At 44.5% G+C, this 24,877-nt stretch carries 22 protein-coding genes; 17 read left to right on the top strand and 5 right to left on the bottom strand.

What is annotated here, in order from left to right:
- Positions 1–67: 67 nt before the first annotated feature.
- Positions 68–292, top strand: coding sequence for a DUF4649 family protein (locus QM830_RS07190; protein ID WP_003010037.1), 225 nt, complete (start codon positions 68–70; stop codon positions 290–292).
- Positions 293–304: 12 nt separating this feature from the next.
- Positions 305–619, top strand: coding sequence for a thioredoxin (trxA, locus tag QM830_RS07185; protein ID WP_009732179.1), 315 nt, complete (start codon positions 305–307; stop codon positions 617–619).
- 68 nt (positions 620–687) lie between these two features.
- Here trxA and QM830_RS07180 read toward each other — a convergent pair whose 3' ends face one another.
- From QM830_RS07180 to pepF, 3 genes are all read right to left on the bottom strand, one after another.
- A complete protein-coding gene (locus tag QM830_RS07180) occupies positions 688–1,017 on the bottom strand; it encodes a thioredoxin domain-containing protein (protein WP_232198440.1) in 330 nt (109 codons plus the stop codon).
- Positions 1,018–1,126: 109 nt separating this feature from the next.
- Positions 1,127–2,059, bottom strand: a complete 933-nt coding sequence (locus QM830_RS07175) for an excalibur calcium-binding domain-containing protein (protein ID WP_414326215.1) — start codon at positions 2,057–2,059, stop codon at positions 1,127–1,129.
- Between the two features lie 128 nt (positions 2,060–2,187).
- Positions 2,188–3,984, bottom strand: a complete 1,797-nt coding sequence (gene pepF / locus QM830_RS07170) for an oligoendopeptidase F (RefSeq protein ID WP_041818432.1) — start codon at positions 3,982–3,984, stop codon at positions 2,188–2,190.
- A 155-nt stretch (positions 3,985–4,139) separates the two neighbouring features.
- Between pepF and QM830_RS07165 the strand changes: the two genes are divergently transcribed.
- The 12 genes from QM830_RS07165 to QM830_RS07110 all read left to right on the top strand — a co-directional run bounded on the left by QM830_RS07165 (position 4,140) and on the right by QM830_RS07110 (position 17,863).
- Positions 4,140–5,462: a DUF6287 domain-containing protein gene (locus tag QM830_RS07165; RefSeq protein ID WP_414326213.1), complete on the top strand. Its 1,323-nt coding sequence runs from the start codon at positions 4,140–4,142 to the stop codon at positions 5,460–5,462.
- 12 nt (positions 5,463–5,474) lie between these two features.
- Positions 5,475–6,743, top strand: a complete 1,269-nt coding sequence (locus tag QM830_RS07160) for a DUF6287 domain-containing protein (RefSeq protein ID WP_414326211.1) — start codon at positions 5,475–5,477, stop codon at positions 6,741–6,743.
- 17 nt (positions 6,744–6,760) lie between these two features.
- Positions 6,761–7,498 (top strand): hypothetical protein, encoded by a 738-nt coding sequence (locus QM830_RS07155; RefSeq protein WP_414326210.1) that lies wholly within the window; start codon positions 6,761–6,763, stop codon positions 7,496–7,498.
- 480 nt (positions 7,499–7,978) lie between these two features.
- The gene (gene pnp / locus QM830_RS07150; protein ID WP_414326208.1) at positions 7,979–10,201 is read left to right on the top strand and encodes a polyribonucleotide nucleotidyltransferase; all 2,223 of its coding nucleotides are present in this window, start codon (positions 7,979–7,981) and stop codon (positions 10,199–10,201) included.
- A 24-nt stretch (positions 10,202–10,225) separates the two neighbouring features.
- Positions 10,226–10,843 (top strand): serine O-acetyltransferase, encoded by a 618-nt coding sequence (cysE, locus tag QM830_RS07145; protein ID WP_414326206.1) that lies wholly within the window; start codon positions 10,226–10,228, stop codon positions 10,841–10,843.
- 12 nt (positions 10,844–10,855) lie between these two features.
- On the top strand, positions 10,856–11,722 hold the full coding sequence (locus QM830_RS07140) for a GNAT family N-acetyltransferase (protein ID WP_414326204.1): 867 nt from the start codon (positions 10,856–10,858) through the stop codon (positions 11,720–11,722).
- Positions 11,723–11,744: 22 nt separating this feature from the next.
- Complete coding sequence (locus QM830_RS07135) at positions 11,745–12,266, top strand: dihydrofolate reductase family protein (RefSeq protein ID WP_000301974.1); 522 nt, start codon at positions 11,745–11,747, stop codon at positions 12,264–12,266.
- Positions 12,267–12,283: 17 nt separating this feature from the next.
- Positions 12,284–13,627: a cysteine--tRNA ligase gene (cysS, locus tag QM830_RS07130; protein ID WP_195214175.1), complete on the top strand. Its 1,344-nt coding sequence runs from the start codon at positions 12,284–12,286 to the stop codon at positions 13,625–13,627.
- Positions 13,620–14,015, top strand: a complete 396-nt coding sequence (locus QM830_RS07125; protein WP_023024384.1) for a Mini-ribonuclease 3 — start codon at positions 13,620–13,622, stop codon at positions 14,013–14,015. The genes cysS and QM830_RS07125 overlap by 8 nt, the downstream gene beginning before the upstream one ends.
- Complete coding sequence (locus tag QM830_RS07120) at positions 14,015–14,875, top strand: helix-turn-helix domain-containing protein (RefSeq protein WP_414326201.1); 861 nt, start codon at positions 14,015–14,017, stop codon at positions 14,873–14,875. Before QM830_RS07125 ends, QM830_RS07120 begins: the two co-directional genes overlap by 1 nt.
- A 123-nt stretch (positions 14,876–14,998) precedes the next feature.
- On the top strand, positions 14,999–16,129 hold the full coding sequence (locus QM830_RS07115) for an ABC transporter ATP-binding protein (RefSeq protein WP_009732191.1): 1,131 nt from the start codon (positions 14,999–15,001) through the stop codon (positions 16,127–16,129).
- 66 nt (positions 16,130–16,195) lie between these two features.
- A complete protein-coding gene (locus QM830_RS07110) occupies positions 16,196–17,863 on the top strand; it encodes an alpha-glucosidase (RefSeq protein ID WP_414326199.1) in 1,668 nt (555 codons plus the stop codon).
- Positions 17,864–18,341: 478 nt separating this feature from the next.
- Here QM830_RS07110 and QM830_RS07105 read toward each other — a convergent pair whose 3' ends face one another.
- On the bottom strand, positions 18,342–21,560 hold the full coding sequence (locus QM830_RS07105; RefSeq protein WP_414326198.1) for an LPXTG-anchored zinc carboxypeptidase: 3,219 nt from the start codon (positions 21,558–21,560) through the stop codon (positions 18,342–18,344).
- A gap of 114 nt (positions 21,561–21,674) precedes the next feature.
- On the bottom strand, positions 21,675–22,637 hold the full coding sequence (locus QM830_RS07100) for an aromatic acid exporter family protein (RefSeq protein WP_414326197.1): 963 nt from the start codon (positions 22,635–22,637) through the stop codon (positions 21,675–21,677).
- 96 nt (positions 22,638–22,733) lie between these two features.
- Between QM830_RS07100 and rlmB the strand changes: the two genes are divergently transcribed.
- Genes rlmB through QM830_RS07085 form a run of 3 tightly spaced genes read left to right on the top strand, consistent with a single transcriptional unit; the run spans position 22,734 to position 24,856 of the window.
- Positions 22,734–23,462 (top strand): 23S rRNA (guanosine(2251)-2'-O)-methyltransferase RlmB, encoded by a 729-nt coding sequence (gene rlmB / locus QM830_RS07095; protein WP_414326195.1) that lies wholly within the window; start codon positions 22,734–22,736, stop codon positions 23,460–23,462.
- Between the two features lie 18 nt (positions 23,463–23,480).
- Complete coding sequence (locus QM830_RS07090; RefSeq protein WP_003004212.1) at positions 23,481–23,993, top strand: NYN domain-containing protein; 513 nt, start codon at positions 23,481–23,483, stop codon at positions 23,991–23,993.
- Entirely contained in the window at positions 23,993–24,856 is an 864-nt protein-coding gene (locus tag QM830_RS07085) for a DegV family protein (RefSeq protein ID WP_298619968.1), read from the top strand. Before QM830_RS07090 ends, QM830_RS07085 begins: the two co-directional genes overlap by 1 nt.
- Positions 24,857–24,877 lie beyond the last annotated feature (21 nt).

Here is a 24,877-nt window from a genome sequence, read left to right as displayed (position 1 = left end):
GTTTTGTTTGACAGATGTAATGAAGAGAGTTACAATAGATATATCTTAAGAAATAGAGGTTATCGCTATGATTGATATTACATATCTAGATGGTGCAAAGCAAGAAAGAGTCATGCATTTTGATTCCTATGAAGAGTTTGAACGCTCCCAACAGACTTGCTTGATTGGTGTAGCGGATTACTATCCTGTACAAAAATTGACCTATAATGGGCACGAACTCGATTACCATGGAACTTACGGAGATGTCTTCTTCTATTTGATGAAGCAAGATCTCGATCAATACAAAAACTAAAGGAGAAAAACAATGGTAAAAGCAATTACAGACGCAACATTTGAAGCAGAAACGAAAGAAGGATTGGTCTTGGTAGACTTTTGGGCAACCTGGTGTGGTCCATGTCGCATGCAAGCTCCTATCCTAGAAAAATTATCGGAAGAACTTTCGGAAGATGAGTTGAAGATCGTTAAAATGGACGTGGATGAGAATCCAGAAACCGCGCGTGCTTTCGGCATTATGTCCATCCCAACCTTACTCTTTAAAAAAGATGGGCAAGTTGTCAAACAAGTAGCAGGTGTGCATACTGCAGCACAAATTAAGGCAATTATTGCTGAGTTGAATTAAGTTAAAAAGGAAAAAAGCTAAAGAAAATGATTCTTTAGCTTTTTTTGTATAGATGTTTTTAAATTGGATTATTGAGTCAAGAGTTCTATGATTTCATCAATGCTTGATTTACTACCTTTTGTTAAATAGTTTTCTTTACTACCTTTTTTAAAAGATGATAAATTTGGTACTGTTTTGACATTCATATCATGAGCAAAGGAGGTGATCTCTTTTCGTTCTTTAGAATCGTTATCAAGGTAATAAACGGTCTGATTCGTTTTCTGAATAGCAACTGCTAATTTGGGAGCAAATTTTTGGCAGTATGGGCAGGATTCGCGACCGATAAAGAGGATGAAATCTTCTTTGTTGTTGATTTTCTCTTGTACTTCAGATAGCGGAATCTTTTTGACGTAAGTCATTGCTTCCTTGTAAGAACCTGGGATAATAATTTCTCTCTTTTTGAAATTCAAGTATAAAATAGCAAGCAGAGAGATTGTACAAATGGAAAAAAGGAGGCTCAGAATTTTCTTATTCACAAGCAACACCGTCACCATCTCTATCTAAACGAGGGCTATAACCAGCTTGTCCTCTGTAAAGTGGTGCAGCTCCTGCAGCGCGTGCTTCACCACAATTTCGATAGCCCCCTTGTTGAGGTTGTGTGACAAATGCTTGTTGTTGCTGCGCTTGTTGGGCAGCTGCAGCTTGTCTGGATTGTTCAGCGGCTGCGGCCTGTCGAGCTCGTTCAGCTTCAGCAGCTTGTTGTGCCCTGACGTTAATGTCATTTTGTACTAATCCAACACGATGAGTTAAGCGGTCTTTTGTTCCTTGGTCCGCTACATTTGCGATGGCAGCTTGAGCTGGAGCAACGTTATCTTGAATTTGATTATTTTCTAGTTGTTGTACGGCAGCTTCAGCTTGAGCAGCAAGTTGTTTTGCTTCGGCCTCTTTCTTATCTCGTTCTTCTTTTTCCCTTCGTTCCTGTTCTTCCTTCGTTTTTTTGTCGCGATCTTCTTTTTCTTTTCGTTCTTGCTCTTCTTTCGCCTTTTTCTCGCGTTCTTCTTTTGCTTTTTTCTCTTTTTCTGCTTTTTCTTTCTCAGATTTCTCTTTTTCTTCTGCTTCCTTTTCACGTTTTGCTTCAGCTTCTTTTTTTGTATTTTCGTCTTTTTTAGACGGAGTGGATGCAAAATGAGTAGCTTGAGTTTGCTCTTCTTGCTTAGTGGAAGCTATATTGGGATTGATTAAGTAGGTGCCTCCGACTGCAAGAACGGAAGCAATAGCAGCGATATTTCTTTTAGTAGCGTTGGGTTTCTTTTTAGCAAAATACCATGCAAATCCTATACCACCAAAAAAGAGGAGTGGGAGAATGATCTTGGGATTAAAAATCATAAAGAGGATTCCGAGACCACAAAGAAGGACTTTCCAAACTGGTTGAGTCATGATATAATCGACAAACTTTTTCATTTTTTTCTCCAAACTTAGTAATATTTTTCACAATAATCATACCACAATATAAGAGCGTTTTCAATCACTAACTGGTGATATTTAATTAAAAAATCAGACTTAGAATAAACTAAGTCTGAAAATTGTACTTATTCTCCCAATTCTGCACTGTAGGCAATGATTTGATCCACAGTGTCTGAAAGGAATTGAATCGTATCGCGAAGTGGTTTGTCAGTTGAGATATCTGCTCCGATAATCATAGCAGACTCCAGTGGGGTCTTGCTACCGCCTGATTTAAGGAGATCTAGCCAATCTTTAGCTCCGTTTTCGGAGTTCTTCAAATGCAGGTAACCAGCTGTTGAGATAACTAGGCCAGCTGAGTAGGTGTAGCTGTAAAGCCCCATATAGTAGTGGCTTTGGCGCATCCATGTTAGAGCTGCATCGTCATCGATTTCAACAGCGTCTCCCCAGAATTCGGTCAAGACTTCCTTCATGATGCTGTTGAGCTTGCTAGCGCCGAAGGTACCACCTTCTTCAATCAGGGTGTAGACCTTGCGTTGGAAAGCCGCTTCCAGCAAGTGGGTGATGAAGTTGTGGAAGTAGGTATCTGTCAAGCGGTGAGCTAGGGCAAAGCGTTTTTGACGAGGATCGTCAAACTGGTGTTCCAAGTAGTCGCTGAGGAGGAGCTCGTTAAAGGTAGAAGGAGCTTCCACATAGTAGGTCGACATGTGGGCGTTGAAGTAGCTTTGGTTATTATCTGAGAAGATGAATTGACCAGAGTGTCCAATCTCATGGATCAGGGTATAAACATCGCTCATCCGACCTGTCCAACTCATGAGGACATAAGGATGGACGCGATAAGGGTCAGCTGCATACCCACCTGAATCCTTGCCTTCATTAGCAGCAAAGTCGACCCAACGTTCGGTTTGGTAGCGGGCAATTTCGCGAGAATATTCTTCCCCAAGAGGTGCCACAGATTTCATGACCAAGTCATAAGCGTCATCAATGGTGACATCTGGGTTGAGCGCACTGTCCAAGTCCAACTTCCAATCAGCAAAGGTCATTTTCTCAAGACCGTTGACCTTGGCCACGTGTTTGAGGAATTTTTGAGCTACTGGAGCGAAGTCCTTCATGATTAGGTCAATCTGACGATCAAACATGGCACGATCCACTTCCTGCTCAGCTAAGAGATAGTCAAAGACGGAGTCGTAGCCCCGCATATCGGCGATCAGCTTTTCAGACTTGACTTGGGCTAGATAGGTAGCAGCAGCCGTGTTTTGGTGCTTGCGGAGACCTTCTGAGAAGGAACGAAAGGCTTTTTCACGGACTTCTGCATTTTCATGGTTTTGGTAGAAGTTTTCATAGGTGACAAAGCTATTCTTGTAAACTTTTCCATCTACTTCAAAATCAGCCATTTCAAAGTCACCTGCCCGCATCTTGGTATAGATGTCTTGCGGTCCGTAGAAGACTTCACCAAGGTTGGTCAAAGTTTTTTCCACATCAGCTCCCAAGTAGTGAGCCTTTTTGATTTTAGCCTGACGAATGGCGAAAGTGAGGTGAGGGAGTTGTCCCAGGCGTTCGAGGACTTCTTCATCCGCTTCTACCAAAGCATCATCAAAGAAGGAAAGTTCGACGCTTGCCCAAGTTTCGAAATCCATCCCCGCTTGAGCAATCTCTGCAAAAGCTTCGTCGCCAAAGTCAGTGGTTTGTGGCATAAAGCTGTAGTTACCAATGTGGCTGAGTTGGATCTGAATTTGTTCAAAGACCGCAAAGGCAGCCTCAAAGTCTTCAAAAGTGTGGAGATTGCCCTTGTAGTTACGGACAAATTCATTGATTTCTTCGCGCGTTTTTTCAATGGCACGCAAGAAGTCTTCCTGGTCTTGATAGAGGGCTGTGAGGTCCCAGAGTTCGTTCTCAGGAAATTCAGAACGTTTTTTTAATTCCATAGTGTTCTCCTTTTGATCAAATAACTATACTAAGTATATCAGAAAAAGGAGCAGAAACATAGAGGGAGAGGGGAAAATGCTTGTGTAAAAATCTTGAAAAGAGCTGGAAAAATTGACCATTTTTGATATACTAGGATAGATATGAGGAGGTTTTTATGAAAAAGGTCATGATTTCACTACTGGCAGGTGCATCCGTTTTATCTTTAGTGGCTTGTGCACCCAAACGTTATGAACGCCAAAGCAAGCCAAAAACGGCCACATCATCGTCGGTCAAAAAAGAGAAGAAGGATACAGGTCAGAAGTATTATCAAGAGGTTTTGGAGCAGTATGCTAAGTATGATGCAGCTCTTAAAAATGGGGATAAAACAGGCCTCTTTGAGGAATTAGGCAAATTACAATCGGGTTCTGAAGAAAATATCTATCTGGATGCCTTGGAACGCTTGGAAACTCCGGTCACCTTCCAATATGCATTTACAGACTTGAACCAAGATGGAGTGGATGAGCTCTTGGTGTCTAATCAATACACGGGAAACAAACAGTATGTTTCTGTTATCTATTACCTTAAAGGTCAAAAAGCTGAATTGCTCCATACAGCTTATACAGCTGCGGTGGGTGGCTATCGCTCCAGCTTAGATGTTTTTGACAATGGACAAATCGTCTATGCTACTTGGCAATCTGTGAATCCAGAAATGGAATTGACCCTTTATTCGCTAGGAAAAGGGGAGGCTAAGGAAGAAAAGAAAGCGACGATTCAAATTGGAGGCAAGGAAACGGCAGAGCAAGCTCTTGGGATTTCTGCTAAGAAGTTAGACCTCACTAAGCTCGATTGGAAAAATTTTGACGGTACAGGGGATTCCAAATCAACAGCGAAAGCAGAAGAGAAAAAATCGGGAAGCTTCCAAGTACAAGTTAGCGTAGCTGATCTTCGTATTCGGAAAGAACCGTCTACCTCCGCCCCATCTGCAGGAATGATCGCAAAAGGAACTCACACCATTACGGAAACTGTAGACGCGGATGGTCATACTTGGGGCAAATTGGAATCTGGACAAGGCTGGATCGCCCTTGACTATACAACGCGCGTGGATGGTTCTAAAGCAGCGAGCTCAAGTAAGAAAAGCAGCGGAATGAACATTCAAGAAATTCAGAACGGTGATTTTTCAAGTATTGCAGGGACCTGGAGAAATGGGAAAGGTTGGACACTGGTGTTTGATGGAGCTGGATCGGCAGATCAGGTTTTCCTGAATGGTGAAAGTATGGTGGTTAATCGAATTCAACCAACGGATAATCACCTTAGTGGAGGTTTCGCCAATCCTAAGTATAAGGTTGGTGGTGCAATTATAAGATTTATTCCGGGGGGAACATCCCTACCAGTATATGTTGAACAGATAGCAGATCCCTCTGATATTGGGAAAGACCGGATTTGGACAGGTCAATCTGCATGGTGGGAAGCAAGCGACTTCTTCTACCGTGTGGACTAAAGGAGTGCTACTATGAGAAAACTGATAATTTCATTCCTAACAGGTGCTTCAATTCTTTCTTTAGTCGCCTGTGCACCCAAACGTTATGAGCGTCAAAGTAAGCCGAAGACAGCAACGTCATCAACTGTCAAAAAAGAAAAGAAGGATACAGGAAAAAAGAACTATCAAGAAGTGTTAGACCGCTACAAGGCTTATGCAGTTGCGATTACTGCTCAGGATCAAACGACTTTACAAAATGAACTGAAGAAGATCGATGCGACTTCAGAGGAATATGCCTATGTCTTTAACCTTCAAACACTTGGGAGCACCAATGAGTGGCACTATGCTTTTTGGGATCTCAATCAAGATGGTAGTGACGAACTGCTGATTGGGGATGTCAAAACGATTGCTGCAGTCTATTATTTGAAAGACAAGCAACCAACCCTACTCCATGTAGCCTATGTGGCTTCTGCAGGTGGCTATCGTTCTAGCTTAGAAGCCTATGACAATGGTCAGCTTGCCTACGCTAGTTGGCAATCAACTCAGCCGGAGATGGAATTGATCCTTTATTCGCTAGAAAAAGGGGAAGCTAAGGAAGAAAAGAAAGCGACGATTCAAATTGGAGGCAAGGAAACTGTAGAGCAAGCTCTTGGTATTTCTGCTAAGAAATTGGAACTCACGAAGCTTGATTGGAAGAAGATTGCTAGTGAAGACAAGGCCCAAACAACAGCGAAAACGGAAGAGAAAAAGTTTGGAAGCTTCCAAGTGCAAGTTAGCGTAGCTGATCTTCGCATTCGAAAAGAACCCTCGACCTCAGCTCCCTCTGCAGGAATGATCGCAAAAGGTATTCACACCATTACGGAAACTGTAGAGGCAGATGGCCATACCTGGGGTAAATTGGAATCCGGACAAGGCTGGATCGCCCTTGAATTTACATCGCGCGTGAGTGGCAATGCTGAATCAGCTTCAGCGCCTGCCGCTACAAAGACTGGAATGAATCTAGAAGAAATTAAAGCTGGAAATTTCTCAAGTGTAGCAGGAGTATGGAAAAATAAGCACGGAACTAGTATTGAGTTTGATGCGCAAGGAATTGTTAAGGTCAATGGTAGTGCTCTCACTGGCGTTCAATTTTCTGAGTTTTACTTCAAAGAAGGTAATTTACATGGGCTTAGTCGCATGCCTGGAGCAACGAACGAAACGCCAATTCTCTTCATTCCTTCAAGAGAAGGTGGAAGTGAATCCATATACTGGAGTAAGAGTGATGTGACGAATGGCAACGACTTGTACTACCGTGTGAACTAAGAAAAAAAGAGACAAACATGAAAAAAATTGGAACCTATTTACTAGCTGTAACCCTCTTGCTTTCTTTAGCAGCTTGTGCTCCGAAACGGTATGAGCGTAAGCATGCTCCAGTAGGATCTTCATCCATCAAAAAATCATCTGACAAGGCTCAAGAAAAAGAGCAGACGGAAGAAGCTAAGTCAGATGAAAATGACAAAGAAGCCATTGGGACCTTGTCAAAAGCGGACCAAGCGGATATCTATTCGATCATTGAAAACAGTGCGTCTTTGACCTATTCTCTTCAGGTGCAACCGACTCGTTTGCTAGAGTTGAACAATGACCACAGTGCAGTTGAGGGCTACTCGCAAGACATGTTCATTGATTACTACAATACCTACACGCCGGGAACCTATAATCTGCAAGATATCATTGATAAATTAGATGCAGAATTGACATCGGACTCAATTCGCAGTCTTTCACAAGACAAGCTGATCCAGCTTACAAATGAAAAGAAAGACGGCTGGATCTATTCGACAAAAGACAAGGCCTTCTACGAAGTTGTTCCTGGTGGTCGTGGGGGAGCGATGCCACCGATGGAAATCCCTTCACCGGATGACTGGGTGATCAATGAAGATTCAGTTGAAGTGACAACGACTATCCAAGGAACTTCCGACCCATACAGACGTTTTGTCTTGAAACGAAACAATAAGGACTACAAGGGTGGAACCCATAAAACACGCTTTTATGTCGACAGCACTGAGTTCGCAAAATCCTAAAAATAAATGAAGGCTATATCTAGCTCTAAAATTTTTATATAGGACACATTAAAGATTCGCAGAAAAAGGCTCTCAAAGCCTTTTTCTTTTGGTCTTGAATATGTTAAAATAAAAGGTATACGTGCTTGGATACAAAGATGAGGATATAATATACAGAAAGGCTGTTGCAATCTATATCTTTTTAAGTTGCTTAACGGCTTGGTATCTTGAGTAATTGAACCCGGCCGAAAAGCCGTGTAAAAAAGATAAACTGTCTTGTCTTCATCGAAGACTTCGTCAGTTTCCTATTTTTACTTTGCTTTTGACGGCCTTAGTATCTTGATAATTGAACACGGGCTAAATCCCTAGTGAAAAAGATAGATTTCTTAGTGTGCGTGGCACACTGCGTCAGTTTCCTATTTTTACTTTGCCTTTGACGGCCTTAATATCTTGATCTTTGTAGGCAAGTCGTATAATTTTATCAATCCAAAGGGGATTACAATGACAAAACAAGTGTTTCAAACGACTTTTGCGGGTCGTGAGTTAATCGTAGAGACTGGCCAGGTTGCGAAGCAAGCAAATGGCGCTGTTGTCGTACGTTACGGTGAGTCAACTGTCTTGACGGCTGCCGTTATGTCTAAGAAGATGGCAACTGGGGATTTCTTCCCCCTTCAAGTCAACTACGAAGAAAAAATGTATGCAGCTGGGAAGTTTCCTGGTGGCTTTATGAAACGGGAAGGACGTCCTTCAACAGACGCTACTTTGACAGCGCGTTTGATCGACCGTCCAATCCGTCCAATGTTTGCGGAAGGCTTCCGTAACGAAGTGCAAGTCATCAATACGGTCCTTTCTTACGATGAAAATGCATCTGCACCAATGGCAGCCATGTTTGGTTCATCATTGGCCTTGTCTATCTCAGACATTCCATTTGACGGACCAATCGCTGGGGTACAAGTGGGGTATGTGGATGGGGAAATCATCATTAACCCAACTCAAGAACAAGCAGAGCGCTCGCTTCTTGAATTGACAGTAGCAGGTACTAAGCACGCGATCAACATGGTAGAGTCTGGTGCCAAAGAATTGTCAGAAGAAATCATGTTGGAAGCTCTTCTCAAAGGACATGAAGCTGTCAAAGAATTGATTGCCTTCCAAGAAGAAATCGTTGCAGCAGTTGGGAAAGAAAAAGCAGAAGTAGAATTACTTCACGTGGACGCTGAATTGCAGGCTGAAATCATCGCAGCCTACAACAGAGACCTTCAAAAAGCGGTCCAAGTTGAAGAAAAATTGGCGCGTGAAGCTGCGACTCAAGCAGTGAAAGATCAAGTAACAGCTGTTTACGAAGAAAAATATGCCGACCACGAAGAATTTGACCGCATCATGCGGGATGTGGCTGAAATCTTGGAACAAATGGAACACGCAGAAGTGCGCCGTTTGATCACAGAAGACAAGGTTCGTCCTGACGGCCGTAAGGTTGATGAAATCCGTCCGTTGGATGCAGTTGTTGACTTCCTTCCTCGCGTACACGGTTCAGGTCTCTTTACTCGTGGACAAACTCAGGCTCTTTCTATCTTGACCTTGGCGCCAATGGGTGAAACGCAAATCATCGATGGTTTGGATCCAGAGTACAAGAAACGCTTTATGCACCACTATAACTTCCCACAATACTCTGTAGGGGAAACAGGACGTTACGGTGCGCCTGGTCGTCGTGAAATTGGTCACGGTGCTCTTGGTGAGCGTGCTCTTGCTCAAGTCTTGCCAAGCTTGGAAGAATTCCCATACGCTATCCGTCTAGTAGCAGAAGTCTTGGAATCAAACGGATCTTCTTCTCAAGCATCTATCTGTGCGGGAACGCTTGCCCTTATGGCTGGTGGTGTGCCAATCAAGGCCCCAGTAGCAGGGATTGCTATGGGTCTCATTTCAGATGGTAACAACTATACAGTATTGACAGATATCCAAGGTTTGGAAGACCACTTTGGAGATATGGATTTCAAGGTTGCAGGTACGCGTGACGGTATTACAGCCCTTCAAATGGATATCAAGATTCAAGGGATTACTGCAGAAATCTTGACGGAAGCTCTTGCTCAAGCCAAGAAAGCCCGTTTTGAAATCCTTGATGTGATCGAAGCAACCATTCCAGAAGTTCGTCCAGAATTGGCTCCAACTGCTCCGAAAATTGATACCATCAAGATTGATGTGGACAAGATTAAGATTGTTATCGGTAAGGGTGGAGAAACGATTGATAAAATCATCGCTGAAACAGGCGTTAAGATTGACATCGACGAAGAAGGTAACGTATCTATCTACTCTAGCGACCAAGCTGCCATCAACCGTGCCAAAGAGATCATTGCTGGTTTGGTGCGTGAGGCCAAAGTGGATGAAGTCTACCATGCCAAAGTGGTTCGGATCGAGAAATTTGGTGCCTTTGTCAACCTCTTTGACAAGACGGATGCCCTCGTTCACATCTCTGAAATGGCTTGGACACGCACCAACCGTGTGGAAGATCTAGTGGAAATTGGAGACGAAGTCGATGTCAAGATTATCAAGATTGATGAAAAAGGTCGTGTCGATGCTTCGATGAAGGCTCTTCTTCCTCGTCCGCCAAAAACAGAAAACAGTGAAGAAAACGGTGAAAAGACTCATCGCCATAGCGATCGTCCTCGTCACCACAACAAAGACCACAAACCTAAAAAAGACTTTACCATTACACAAAAAGATTCAGAATAATCATTAGAAAAGGAGGAGCACGGTATGGGATGGTGGCGTGAAACCATCGATATTGTAAAAGAAAATGACCCAGCAGCGCGTACCTCGCTGGAGGTCCTTTTGACCTATCCGGGCGTCAAAGCACTGGTAGCTCACCGTGTTTCCCACTTTTTGTGGAACCATGGATTTAAGCTTCTAGCGCGGATGCACAGCCAATTCTGGCGTTTTTGGACCCAGATTGAGATCCATCCAGGTGCGACCATTGCCTCTGGTGTCTTTATTGACCATGGAGCGGGCCTTGTTATCGGGGAAACGGCCATTGTTGAAAAAGGCGTCATGCTCTACCACGGGGTGACCCTTGGAGGAACAGGGAAGGATGTCGGCAAACGCCATCCAACGGTTCGTGAAGGAGCCTTGGTCTCCGCTCATGCCCAAGTCATCGGTCCAATTGAGATTGGAGCCAAGGCCAAAGTCGGAGCGGGAGCGGTCGTGGTCTCCGATGTACCGAGTGATGTGACCGTTGTCGGAATCCCTGCTAAGATTGTACGGGTGCACGGCAAAAAGGATGAGCCAATCATTCACCAGGAAGAAGAAAAACGCGAATACTACGTGAATAAGATGGAGCACGCCAAGGAAGCCAGTCATCGGTCTTCTAGCTTGTAAGGAGATAGCTACATGATTCAAGCAACCAATACATTGAATGACCACCAACTATTGGAAGCAAAGGCTCTGATTGCTATCTGTCAGAACTATGACGGTACCTATCGTGATCCCTATCTCTCCAATATGCTCAATTTTGACCCAAACATGCCTGCCTTTTTCCTTTATTATGAAAAAGGCGAGCTTGTTGGCCTATTAACAGTCTATGCAGATGACCAAGATGTGGAAGTGGCAATATTGGTTCACCCCAATCATCGTCGTCAAGGCATTGCGCGTGCTTTATATAGAAGTTTTGAGAAAGAAACGGCCTCTTATCCAATTGAGTCTGTTACCTTTCAGACTGAGCGTATTTTTCTAGAGCGCCATCCTGATTTCGCCAGCAACTGGGGACTGGTTGAGGATGAAGAGACAGAAACTTGGTTAGGTAAGGATAGAAGACCTTATCCGTTAGCAAATGTTTCCAATCTGGAAGTTTTGTTAGCAGATCGTTCGTATCAGGATCAAATTAGTCAGTTAAAATTTCAGGCATTCTCAGAGGACCATGAATCTAGAGAAGTTGTGGATAGATATGTCACTAAAGCTCTGAAGGATCCAGAAAGTCTCCTATATATTTTATTAAAAAACGGTCAGGTTATTGGAACTTGCACGGTTGATTTGTCGAGTAATACGAATTACCTCTTTGGCTTGGCAATAGCTGAACTTGAACGTGGAAAAGGCTATGGAACTTATCTAGCAAAATCCCTTATCAACCAACTGATTGAGCAAAATGACAAGGCATTTCAGATTGCCGTAGAAGACAGCAACCTAGGTGCAAAACGCTTGTATGAAAAGATTGGCTTTGTCAAACGGACCCAGGTGGTTTATCTGAAACCAAAAGTGTAGAACTGGAAAGGAAACTACAAGAATGGCAGTATATTTTTACGGCTGTATCACCATGGATGGCTACTTGGCAGACAGCCAGCACAGGATAGACTGGCTGCATCAGCTTGGTTCTGTAGAGGATACAGGCTATGATGACTTTTACAGGCAAATGGATATCACCATCATGGGCAAGCGGACCTTTGAGGAAATCCAAGATTTGCAAGATGTAGAAAGTTTTTATCAAGCTACGGAAAACTATGTCTTTACGCATGATAGGCATCTGCCTGTCAGCAATTACCAGCCAGTAGCTGGGGATGTGGTGGACTTTGTTCACCAGATTGACAAAGGCAAAAATGTCTTTGTGATTGGTGGTAATTCCTTGGTAGGACCGCTCTTGGATGCGGATCTTTTCGACCACCTCATTATTCAGATAGCGCCCCTTATCCTAGGAAAGGGGGTTCCCCTCTTTACCCAAGAGGAAGGGCAGCGCTTTTACCAACTGGATAGCCTCAGACAATTTGGTCCTTTTGCAGAGCTGGTTTTCAGCCGAAAAAGTCAGAAATAGAGAAGGGAGTGGACCGCATGATTAAAATTTACGACACCATGACCCGCAGCTTGCGAGAATTTGTCCCCATCGAGGAAGGAAAGGTCCGCATGTATGTTTGTGGGCCAACGGTTTACAACTATATCCACGTGGGGAATGCCCGTTCAACGGTAGCCTTTGACACCATTCGTCGCTACTTTGAGTATCGTGGCTACGAAGTTGCCTACATTTCCAACTTTACCGATGTGGATGATAAGATTATCAACCGCGCCAAAGAAGAAGGCATCACGCCTCAGGAAGTGGCAGACAAGTACATTGTGGCTTTTCGTGAGGATGTGACGGCTCTGGGGGTCAAGCCTGCTACCCGTCACCCTCGTGTGGTTGAATTTATGGATGATATTATTCGTTTTGTCACCGACTTGATCGAAAAAGGCTATGCCTACGAGAGTCAAGGGGATGTTTATTTCCGTGTGGAAAAATCCCATAACTATGCCAAATTGGCGAATAAAACTTTGGAAGACTTGGAGTTAGGAGCTTCAGGTCGGACAGATGAAGAGACGGCTCGTAAGGAAAATCCAGTTGACTTTGCTCTTTGGAAAGCTGCCAAGCCAGGTGAAGTTTCTTGGGAAAGCCCTTGGGGGCCTGGTCGTCCGGGATGGCACATCGAATGTTCGGTCATGTCAACGGGGATTTTAGGGGATACCATTGATATTCATGGGGGTGGAGCCGATCTCGAATTCCCGCACCATACCAATGAAATCGCTCAGTCAGAGGCTAAAACAGGCAAGACCTTTGCCAACTACTGGATGCACAATGGCTTTGTCAATATTGACAATGTCAAGATGTCCAAGTCCTTGGGCAACTTTATCACTGTGCATGATGCTCTCAAGACCATCGATGGCCAAGTGCTTCGCTTCTTCTTTGCGACCCAGCACTACCGCAAACCCATCAACTTCACAGAAAAAGCTGTGCGCGATGCGGAGACCAACCTCAAGTATTTGAAAAATACCTACGAGCAACCGTTCACAGGAGAAGTGGATCCAGCAGACTTGCAAAGCTTTGTGGACAAGTTTGTAGCGGCTATGGATGAAGATATCAATGCGGCAAACGGAATCACCGTCGTCTTTGAATTGGCCAAATGGATCAACTCAGGACATTACAACCAAGATGTCAAGGAGGCCTTGGCAAAGATGTTAGAAGTCTTTGGAGTGGTCTTTGTCGAAGAAGTCTTGGATGCGGATATTGAAGCCTTGATCGCTGAACGCCAAGAAGCGCGGGCTAAGAAAGATTTTGCGCGAGCAGATGAAATTCGCGATGAATTGGCTGCGCAAGGAATCAAGCTCTTGGATACAAAAGAAGGTGTAAGGTGGACACGTGATTGATGTCAATCTGATTAATGGGATTGCCCTAGCCTTTGAGGGAGATGCGGTTTATTCCATGTATATCCGTAAGCATTTGATTTTGCAAGGGATGACCAAGCCTAACAAACTCCACCAGACTGCGACTAGGTATGTCTCTGCCAAGGCGCAAGCTAATCTGATTGCGACCATGCTTGAGGAAGATGTTTTGACAGAGAAAGAAGTTGAAATTTATAAGCGCGGCCGTAACACCAATAGTCACACCAAGGCAAAAAATGCCGACGTCGTAACCTATCGCATGTCGACAGGTTTTGAAGCGGTCATGGGTTACTTGCACTTGACAGATGAAATCAACCGCTTAGAGGAATTGGTGGCTTGGTGTATTCAAAAAGTGGAAGAAGGGACAAAGTAGTGAAAGATATCAGAGAGTGGTTCCCTCAGGCAGAGGTAACGGATCAACCCAATCCACCAGCTGGTTTTGTAGCCATTCCCCTGCAGGCTCAGCAATGGTTGCAACTGAAGGAAGAAGAGCTGACCGAGAGAGAAAAACATTTGATTGCCTGGTTGGCTAGTGAGGAAGATCTTGCTCCCAATCCTTGGTACCAATACCTGATAGATGGGAAAGGGGAGGCCCCTCAAGTCATCAAAAAGATGCAACTCGTCTATTGTCACCTCTCACATTCGACAGCGGAAGGTATTGCTTCTTGGCTAGAGATGATGCAGACGCTCTTGCCAAACTTTCAAGCAACCTTGCAACTGAGTGGACAAGATTATGTACTCATTCTGGATCAAGAGCAGTCGCTAACTGTGGCTGATATCTTAAAAGATACTGTCTCTGCCATGGAGTATGACTTTAATATTCGCTTATCCATTATGGTCGGGCAGGTATGGACAGAGTCAAAAGATGGAAAAGTGTCTTCTGTCATCCGAGCAGAATGGACAGCCTTTAGAGCCTGGATCCGAGCAGGGCACCAAGGCGTCTACCGCTTTTCTCAACTCTATCTGTGGGGAATCGAGCAGGCAGATTTGGATCTCCATCCTATCAAAGAAGGCTTGCATCAGTTGATCGGGAGTCAAGACCAGTTGCAGGATATCATTGTTGCACTGTGGGACAACGGGGCAGTTGTGACCAAGGCGGCTCAGCAACTCTATCTCCATCGGAATTCCCTTCAATACAAGATTGACAAATGGGAAGAGCTAACGGGTCTCCAACTGAAAAACCTGACAGATCTAGCTCTTTGTTACCATTTGCTTCTACAGGATGTGATGTAACGGAATAAATAGAGGGTTTTGTGCAACTTGCACAAAACTCTTTTTCTTTTTTGTGAGACTTGCCATAGCTTTGTAAAACGTTTTCATTTACAATAGAATTATAAAAATCAAAGGAGTACCATCATGGTAGAATTAAATCTTAAAAATATTTACAAAAAATATCCAAACAGCGAACACTATTCAGTTGAAGATTTCAACTTGGACATCAAAGACAAAGAGTTTATCGTTTTCGTAGGTCCTTCAGGATGTGGTAAATCAACAACTCTTCGTATGATCGCTGGTCTTGAAGACATCACAGAAGGTGAATGTTCGATCGATGGTACTGTTGTAAACAACGTGGCACCTAAAGACCGTGATATCGCCATGGTATTCCAAAACTACGCTCTTTACCCACACATGACTGTTTATGACAACATGGCCTTTGGTTTGAAATTGCGTAAATACAGCAAGGAAGATATCGATAAACGTGTACAAGAAGCAGCTGAAATCCTTGGCTTGAAAGAATTCTTGGATCGTAAACCAGCTGACCTTTCTGGTGGTCAACGTCAACGTGTGGCCATGGGACGTGCCATTGTCCGTGACGCAAAAGTGTTCTTGATGGACGAACCTTTGTCAAACTTGGATGCTAAACTTCGTGTATCGATGCGTGCTGAAATCGCGAAAATCCACCGTCGTATCGGTGCTACAACGATCTACGTAACTCACGACCAAACAGAAGCGATGACATTGGCTGACCGTATCGTTATCATGTCAGCTACTAAAAACCCAGCTGGTACTGGTACGATTGGACGTGTAGAGCAAATTGGTTCTCCGCAAGAAGTGTACAAAAACCCAGTGAACAAATTCGTAGCTGGATTTATCGGAAGCCCTGCGATGAACTTCATCAATGTAAAATTGGAAGGTGGACACATCGTTGCCAATGGATTGAATTTGAAAGTTCCAGAAGGTGCTTTGAAAGTCTTGAAAGAAAAAGGCTATGAAGGTAAAGAATTGATCTTTGGTATCCGTCCAGAAGACGTGAATACAGAAGCTGCTTTCCTTGAAACTTTCCCAGAATCAGTCGTGAAAGCAACCATCTCAGTGTCTGAGTTGCTCGGTTCTGAATCTCACTTGTACTGCCAAGTTGGTGACAACGAATTTATCGCAAAAGTAGATGCGCGTGACTACCTTGGAACTGGTGAAACAATCGAACTTGGATTTGACTTGAATAAAGCTCACTTCTTCGATAAAGAAACTGAAAAAACAGTATACTAATACCTACTGACACTATAGAGACTGAGACGATTTGTCTCGGTCTCTTTCATTTTAAGGAGACAAGACATGGAAAAAGACTGGTGGAAGGGGAAGGTCGCTTACCAGATTTACCCAAAAAGCTTTAAGGACAGCAATGGCGATGGTGTTGGTGATTTAAAAGGAATTACGGAAAAACTCGATTATCTTCAACAGTTGGGGATTGATATTCTCTGGTTATCGCCTGTTTACAAGAGCCCTTTTATTGATCAGGGATATGATATTTCCGATTATTATGCCATTGACCCCCTTTTTGGGAGCATGGAAGATATGGAAGAGTTGATTGCGGAAGGTAAGAAGCGAGGGATTTCTATCATTATGGACTTGGTGGTTAACCATTGCTCCAGTCATCACGAGTGGTTCCAAAAGGCTTTAGCGGATCCAGATGGCCCTTATGCGGATTACTTTTATTTCATCGAAAGTGACAAGGAACCCAACAACTGGGAAAGTTACTTTGGGGGCAGTGTTTGGGAGCCGGTTCCTGGCACCAACAAATACTATCTTCATTCTTTCCACAAGGATCAGCCAGATCTCAATTGGCAAAATCCTGTCTTGCGCGAAGAAATTTACAGGATGATCAATTGGTGGTTGGACAAGGGAATTGCGGGCTTCCGGATTGATGCCATCATCAATATTAAAAAGGATTTAGAATGGCGTTCGCTTCCGTCTGATCGCGAAAATGGCTTGGTCCCAGTACCGGAGTCTTTAGTGAATGCCCAATCGATTGAACCCTTCTTGCAAGAGTTAAATGAGCGAACCTTCGCCAAGTACAATGCCTTCACAGTTGGGGAAGTGTTCAATGAAACCGATGAAGAATTGCATTTCTTCATTGGAAAAGACGGTGTCTTTTCTTCTATCTTTGACTTCAAGCAAACCTGCTTAGGTCAGGAAGGAAAGGGCTGGTTTGACCATACTCTTCCAACAGCGGAAGAACTCAAGGAAAGTATTTTCCAAGCGCATGAGCGCGCAGATAGGATTGGTGTTCTCTCGACCATCATCGAAAACCACGACGAACCTCGTGGGGTGTCCCATTATATCGCAGAAGGTCCAGTAAATGATACCAGTAAAAAAGCCCTGGGAACCATTCAGGTTTTGCGCAAGGGAATTCCATTTATCTATCAAGGTCAAGAAATTGGAATGGAGAACCAAGTCTTTGAATCAGTGGAGGACTTTGATGATATCGCGACCATCAATGGCTACCACGTTGCTAAAGAAGCTGGTTTGAGTGAGGAAGAAGCCTTAGCAGCGATTGCCAACTATAGCCGAGACAATGCGCGGACACCGATGCAGTGGTCAGCGGAGCCAGGTCTGGGCTTTAGCGATGGACCAGCCTGGCTGATCAGTCCCAAACCAGATTATTCCATTAATGTGGAAGACCAGGAAAAAGATCCAGATTCTATTTTGAATTATTACCGTCAGCTGACGGCCTTGTATCGCCATCCCCTCTATGGAAATACCATCCGGTTTGGAGATATGATCCTAGCTTATCGGGAACGTGAGAATATCATCGCCTTCGAACGTCGTGGGGACAAGCGTCTCTGGGTAATCAGCAATTTCCAAAATCGTGAGGCCACTTTGGAGTTGACAGCTCCGATTAAAACGGTCGTTTTAAATAATACCGCAGGGTTGTTCCAAGAAGGAGACCAGGTATTAGAATTGGCCCCTTACCAAACTGTTGTGTTGGAATTGGTGGAATAGAAAGAACCTTCGCAAACGCGAAGGTTCTTTTTGAAGATATATCTTTCGAAACTTTCCTTAGGTGAGTACGGACGTCAGCGAACTTCGAAGAAGTTCCATGACTAATTAAGATACAAAGGGCGTCTACGGATAAAGTCAAAATAGGAAGTTTGACGCAGAATCTTTCGATTCTAGGAGAACTTAACTTTTTGACACAATCCGTAGCCAGTGTTCAATTAGTTTTGAACCCCTTCGCTTTTCAATTTTTAGGCTCAGGCTAAAACAGTTCCCCGAACTGTTTTACTTTCAAAACTCCCGAGTGCTTGAAACATTATTGTTTCAAGCACTTTTCTCACGGCGGAAAATTTCAGTATAAGACTGAATGATGCTAAATATTAGAGCGAGTTTTATAATTTCTGTCTAATTTTTAGATTATTTTATATGAAAAATTGATTTTCTATGAAAAGATGAACTTGAAATTCATAGCTAGTCTAAAATCTTATTCGACTTCCTTCTTTTTCAAGAGGAGGAAGCCTCCACTAATGGCTAGCAAGAATCCTGAAAGAATGAAGTGCGCTGTTGTGTCTTCTCCAGTTTGTGGCAATTGTGCCTTGGATGGACTTTCTTGGAAGCTTTGTCCCACTTGGTAAGTCAAGGCTTGCACACTTTCTCCATTTTCAGTTGTCATTTCTTTTTGTGGAAGGAGAACTTTAGGAGTCTCCTTCTTGGTCAAGATTGGCTGTGGAGAGGTTGTCTGCTTATGAATTGGAACCACCACCTGATCTGGTTCTTTGGCTGGTACGTAATCCATCAAGCTAGCCAACTTGCTGCCAAAGATCGCGTTGGTTACCCAGCGGAAGAAGTGGACAGGGTGTTGGCGATTGGTTGGATTTCCAGCATAGACAAAGAGTGGTTGGCCCAGAAGTTCTCCAGAGATGGCCATGACCTTATTGGCTAGGGCTTCATTTTTTGGCCACCAACCAGCAATGTAGTAGTCGCTTGAAGCGATGCTCATCAAGGTCTTGAAGTTGCTTGGAACTTTTTCAATCCAGTTTCCTGAGTTGGAGTAGAAGAGGGTATTCTTCTTGTAACCGCTGGTCAGTGGATCCTGATCATCAATGATCGCTTTCATCAAGCCTTCGTAGTCGCTACCGCCTTTTAATTTTTCAGCGTCAAATCCTGCAAGAACTCCCAATTTTTCCAGTTTCTGCATGGCTTCCCCACCGATGACGAGAGTTGGTTTCTTGCCAAAGATGGAAGCATCAAAACGATTGCTTTCCAAAATAACAACATCCGCTTCTTCTGGAGTATTGACGATTTGGAAGCCTAATTTTTCAAGGACCAGACTTGTATGAGCAGGCGCATCGACTCCAGCCCAATTATAGTGGTAGTTTGGAGAGTAGACCTTCATCGGTTTCAAGGTTGGCCCGCTTGGCACCTTGTAGAGGGCATCACCATAGATGGCATAGTTTGGCAGGAGTGAAGCAAAGGTATCACGGTCAACGATGTAGCCATCATCTGTTAGGTAGACAGATTTTCCTTGGGAAATGGCCTGGTTGATAGCTTTAACGGCACTGGCTGAGGTATTTGCGATCACATAGTAAGGAGCTTTTGGATCGATCTCAGAAGTACGAGTCGCACGGGTAGTGGTGACTTCGCCTAATTTTCCATTGAAAAGACCATCCGCAAAGACAGGTTCGGACTTGAACCCTCTCATATCCGGGAAGTTAACCAGCAACTCTGCGTACATCGCAGCCCAGGCAGATTCGTTGGAGCCCTTGTAGAGAATGTGGTTGGCATAGCCGCGTTTGGCTTGGGCCATATCAATGACTAAGTCTCCTTTTTTATAGTTGCCAATATCTTCTTTGAGTTCTTTGACGAGGACACCATTGCGTTTGAAGTAGTCGATCATATTGAAGGCTTCTTGGGCATCGTTGTCTTTGTCGAGGCTCATTGGGATGACGTAGTAGTCTGGGAAGAATTTTGGACGACCGTTTTTTACACGTCCAACGATTTCCCCATTTGGGCCGACCAGTTCATTTTCAGCTTTTGGATCTTCCGTTTTATTGAGACCACGTAAGTAGAAGTTGAGCCGCATCTCAAGGAGTTTGTCTGGATCTTGGTTGAGGAAGTCAATTCCGCCTAGGACAGCATTGCGACCTGCTTTGTAGGATTCTTCATTTCCTTCCGGAATTTCGATGGTATGGCCTAAGATACCATGGTAGACAGCATAAACCCCTGTATAACCTGAGAAGGAATCATCCCAGCCATCTCCCCAATCCAGTTTTGGAATGATGTAGCTGTCGTATTTGGAATTGGCAACTCCAGCCCGGCCCATATGATGGGCATTTTCCAGCATGAGGTTGGACATGAGGTCGTATTCAAAGTTGGGATCATGTGGAGGTGTTGCAGGCTCGATCAAGAATTCTTTGACAAATCCATGGATATCATAGAGAGCGATTGGATTCCACTTGTTGATCATTTGGATGACGGTACGCACTTCTGGGTTGGTTTGGTAGCTAGCATCCCGGTTTGGATCCAGTCCATTGGCCAAAGCACGCAAGTTGAGAGCATCCCCGTCTGGGTTTTCCGTGAAGTCAAACAAGAAGATAAATTTATTTAAGAGAGTTGGGATGTCTAGAGTCACATTCTTGACGTTACCAGCTTCGTCTGTCGTTTTAAAAGTGACTTGATTTTCTGTTGCAAAGGTACGGAAGAGACCAGTGATGATATCAATACCAGGTTGTTCATCCGCGTGGGTGTTATGGACTAAGACAGGTAGTTTGTAATCCAAGGTCTTGTCCTTCAGAGCGGCCAGCATTTCGCTTGGTTTGGTCAAAGCTGTTGGATTGGTAGATGAGAGGTAGTGGTCAATACTTGCTTGGTCCTTACTCACGATACCCATCTTCATATCCCGGCCTTGAGCACTCTTACCAAGGGTTTCTAGCTGTACCAAACGATCGGGTTTCGCTTCTTCCTTGGATTTTTCGATAGCAGCTAGCATCTCGTCATGTGTATGGTAGTCTTGGTAAGGTCGAAAAACAAGAGTTTTATTGATCGTAACACCTAAGTCCGCATTGGTTCCGACCAACTCATGGTTGCCGATGTAGTTGCGGTAAGTTCGGCGGATATTATTTGGGCTACGAAGGCTAAGATCTTCCCCAAAGAGATCACGCACTTCAATATGGAGATCCAAATCATTTCCGTTTGCGGTCTCTGTGATAGTAACGAATGGATCCTTGCTCAATGTCCCTGTCTCCATATCCCAGGTTTTCCACTCAGAGAGAGGCTTGTTGTCCAAGGTCCAGTTGATCTTGCCAGCAGCTTGAGCTTTTTCTTGGACTTTGTCATCGATCGTGCTCTTTTCTGAGAGATAAATGGTACTATTCTCCAATCGTGTCGTTTGGTCAGCGGTCGTTGCGGCACGGTTGGATGTTGGAGCAGCTACTGTAGCAGGAGTTGCTTCAGAGGTCGCTGTTGTTTCCGCAGGAGTGGCAGGGGCTGCAGTGTCTTCTTTTTCAGCTGTAGAAGGACTGGTCGTCTCAGAAGTCACAGCTGGCTCAGAAGCAGGTGTTGTTTCAAGAACCGTGCTGGGTTCTGTTTGAGGCGCTTCTAAGCTATCGGCTGATACTTGGCCATGTCCGATAACAGAAAGCAAGACAGCTGCTGAGAGACTGAGTGTTGTAGTGTACAAATGTTTCTTATACGAAGACTTCATATAGAAGACCCTCCTTAAAAAGTTATTTTCCAGTTCTAGTATACCATTTTAGGAAAGCGTTTACAACAATTACCTGAATAAAGAAGCCTTTGCATGTCGCAAGGGCTTCTCTGTCTATTCTGTCTTCTGATGAAATTGTTGGTAAAAATCAACCTTGACCTGGATGAAAGTTTCGAGATCTCTTAACAATTGGAGCAAGGTGGCCCGTGTCTCAAATTCTTCACGGGTCTTGGGCAATGGCCGTTCACGAAAGATTGCCAAATACTGAGTGATATCGTTGAGGAGTTCCTGAGCAGGATTCTCCTGACTTAACTGTTGAGCGGTCTTCTTAAAAAGTTGAGCTAGAATCATACTTTCACTCGCTGCTAACTGACAGCGGTTGACGTTTTCTGCCATATCCCGCAGGATGTCGTTTTGGCGCTTGCGCATTTCAAAGTAGTGAATATGGTAGTTGGTTTGATGAAAAAGGTGGTTGGAATGGTCCAGATAGACCAGATTCAAAGCGTCCTTTAGGATATCATCCAACTCCTTGATCAAGCGAGCATCATTTCGACCATCCCCCTTACCGAGTAATTCCGCAAAACGGCCAAGAATCTTCTTTAGTTGGTCTTCGACAACATCATGATAGTGATCGATCGCTGCCTGGTTAGAGGGCATATAGAGATTGGCCAGCAAGGCAAAGCTGGTCCCAATTAAAAAGAGGGCCAGTTCATTGAGCAAGAGTCCCCAGGAAGTAGACTGCTCAATCAAGAGATGGGTGACCAGGACCGTGCTAGGGGTGATGCCGATCTGCCAACCCAATAGAAAGGCACAAGGAGCATAGAGAGCGATAAAGACGCCCAGTGCCCAAAGGTTGAATCCAAAAAAGGAAAAAGCGAGACTTCCGATTGCAAGGGCTAGCAAGGTCGACATAAAGCGCTGATAGGCTTGCTTGATGGTACTGCGCCGTGTATCAGAGATGCTCAAGATGGCAATGACGCCAGCTGAGATGGCATAGGTCAAGCCCAGAGCATAAGCAAGGGCAGCTGCTAAACAGGTGGCCAAGGTGAGCTTGATGGTTCGTTGAAAAAGAGGCATGGCTTCCTTTCTATTTTGCTGGTTTCGACGAGATAGATCCCAATTCATTATATCATGAATTGGCCTCATCCTCCTTTCTTATGGTATACTAGTTCTATGGAAAATAACGATATCGTATACGGTGTCCACGCAGTCACCGAGGCTTTACAAGCTAATACAGGCAATAAATTATATATTCAAGAAGACCTCCGAGGAAAAAATGTCGACAAGATCAAGGCCTTAGCAGCTGAAAAGAAGGTGTCGATTTCTTGGACGCCAAAGAAAACCCTGCAGGAAATGACAGAAGGAGCTGTTCACCAAGGCTTCGTTCTTCGTGTGGCAGCCTTTGCTTACACAGACTTGGCAGCGATTCTGAAACGGACAGCCCAAGAAGAGAACCCGCTTTTGTTGATTCTCGATGGCTTGACCGATCCGCACAATCTTGGATCCATCTTGCGGACAGCTGATGCGACCAATGTCTCAGGGGTCATCATTCCTAAGCACCGGGCAGTCGGGGTAACCCCGGTGGTGTCGAAAACGTCTACCGGAGCAGTGGAACACATTCCCATTGCCCGAGTGACCAATCTTAGCCAAACCATAGACAAGCTAAAGGAAGAGGGCTTCTGGATCTTTGGAACCGACATGAACGGCACGCCGTCTCACCAGTGGAATACGGCTGGCAAGTTAGCCTTGATTATTGGCAATGAAGGAAAAGGGATCTCAGCCAACATCAAAAAGCAAGTCGATGAGATGATCACCATTCCCATGAATGGTCATGTGCAAAGCCTCAATGCCAGTGTGGCAGCAGCCATCCTTATGTATGAGGTCTTTCGCAACCGATTATAATCCTAGAAAGGCAATGATATGAAACGAAAAATCTTATTGGTTGACGGCTATAATATGATTGCCTTTTGGCAGGAGACCCGCCAGCTCTTTCAAAAAAGTGAGCTGGATGCAGCCCGCAATATCCTCCTGCAAAAACTGAGCCACTATGCTAGCTTTGAAGGGATCGAAGTCATCTGTGTCTTTGATGCCCAGTATATGCCAGGAGTGCGGCAGACCTATGAGGAGTTCAATGTTCAGGTGGTCTTTACCGGTGAGGATGAGACGGCAGATGACTATATCGAGCGCTTGGCGGCAGAGCTCAATACACCCCTCCACCAAGTATCAGTAGCGACTAGTGACTTAAATGAGCAATGGACCGTCTTTGCTCAAGGAGCTCTTCGGGTATCTGCCAGAGAGTTAGAAAAACGAGTCGCAGTCGTCAAAGGGAACCTCAATCAAGCGCAGCGAGTGGTCAACGATCAAAAACCGCCCATGCGACCGCTCGATCACGAAGTATTGCGACAATTACAAGAAATGATGGGAGACAAGTAATGACATTTGCTATTTTAACCGATTCGACCGCAGATTTAGACCAAAACTGGGCCAAGGAACATCAGGTGACCATTCTTGGCTTGACCATTGAGTTAGATGGGACGGTTTACCAGACAGTAGGCGAAGCTCAATTGACCAGCCCTGAGCTTTTAGAAGCCATGAAAAATGGGGCCAAACCGACAACCAGTCAGGTCAATGTGGGCCAATTTCAGGAAACCTTTAAACAATTTGCCAAAGAAGGAAAAGATCTGCTTTATGTGGCCTTTTCATCGGTCTTATCTGGGACCTATCAGAGTGCAGTCATGGCACGAGACCTGGTTTTAGAAGACTACCCGGAAGCCGTGATCGAGATTGTCGATCCGAAGGCTGCTGGGATTGGAGAGGGTTATCTGGTCATGCGAGCAGTAGCTGCGCGTGATGCAGGTCGTTCATTAGCAGAAGCCAAAGAAGAAATCATGGACCTAGCGCCAAAACTGCGGACTTATTTCCTCGTCGATGATCTATATCACCTCATGCGTGGCGGCCGTCTCTCAAAAAGTGCCGCGATCATGGGAAGTTTGGCCAGCATCAAACCCATTCTCTGGATAGATGCGGAAGGGAAATTAGTCCCTATTAGCAAGGTTCGGGGGCGCAAAAAAGCTGTCCGGGAATTACTGGAGCTGATCAAAGCAGATATCGGTGAAAGCACAGCCTTGGTATCTTATACCAACGATCTAGAAGGAGCCGAAGCACTGAAGCAAGAAATGCTTGCACTTGAAGGCATCGATGAAGTTCTCGTGATGCCTCTTGGACCGGTTATTTCAGCCCACGTCGGCCCGAATTCCTTGATCGGATTTGTCATTGGAAAAGAAAATCGCAAATAATTTTCCAAATCGGTTGACTTT

Source organism: Streptococcus sp. OMI750 (assembly GCF_047463895.1).
Classification (GTDB): Bacteria; Bacillota; Bacilli; order Lactobacillales; family Streptococcaceae; genus Streptococcus.
Note: the sequence above shows the minus strand (reverse complement) of the source record. Positions and strands in the feature narration are given on the sequence as shown.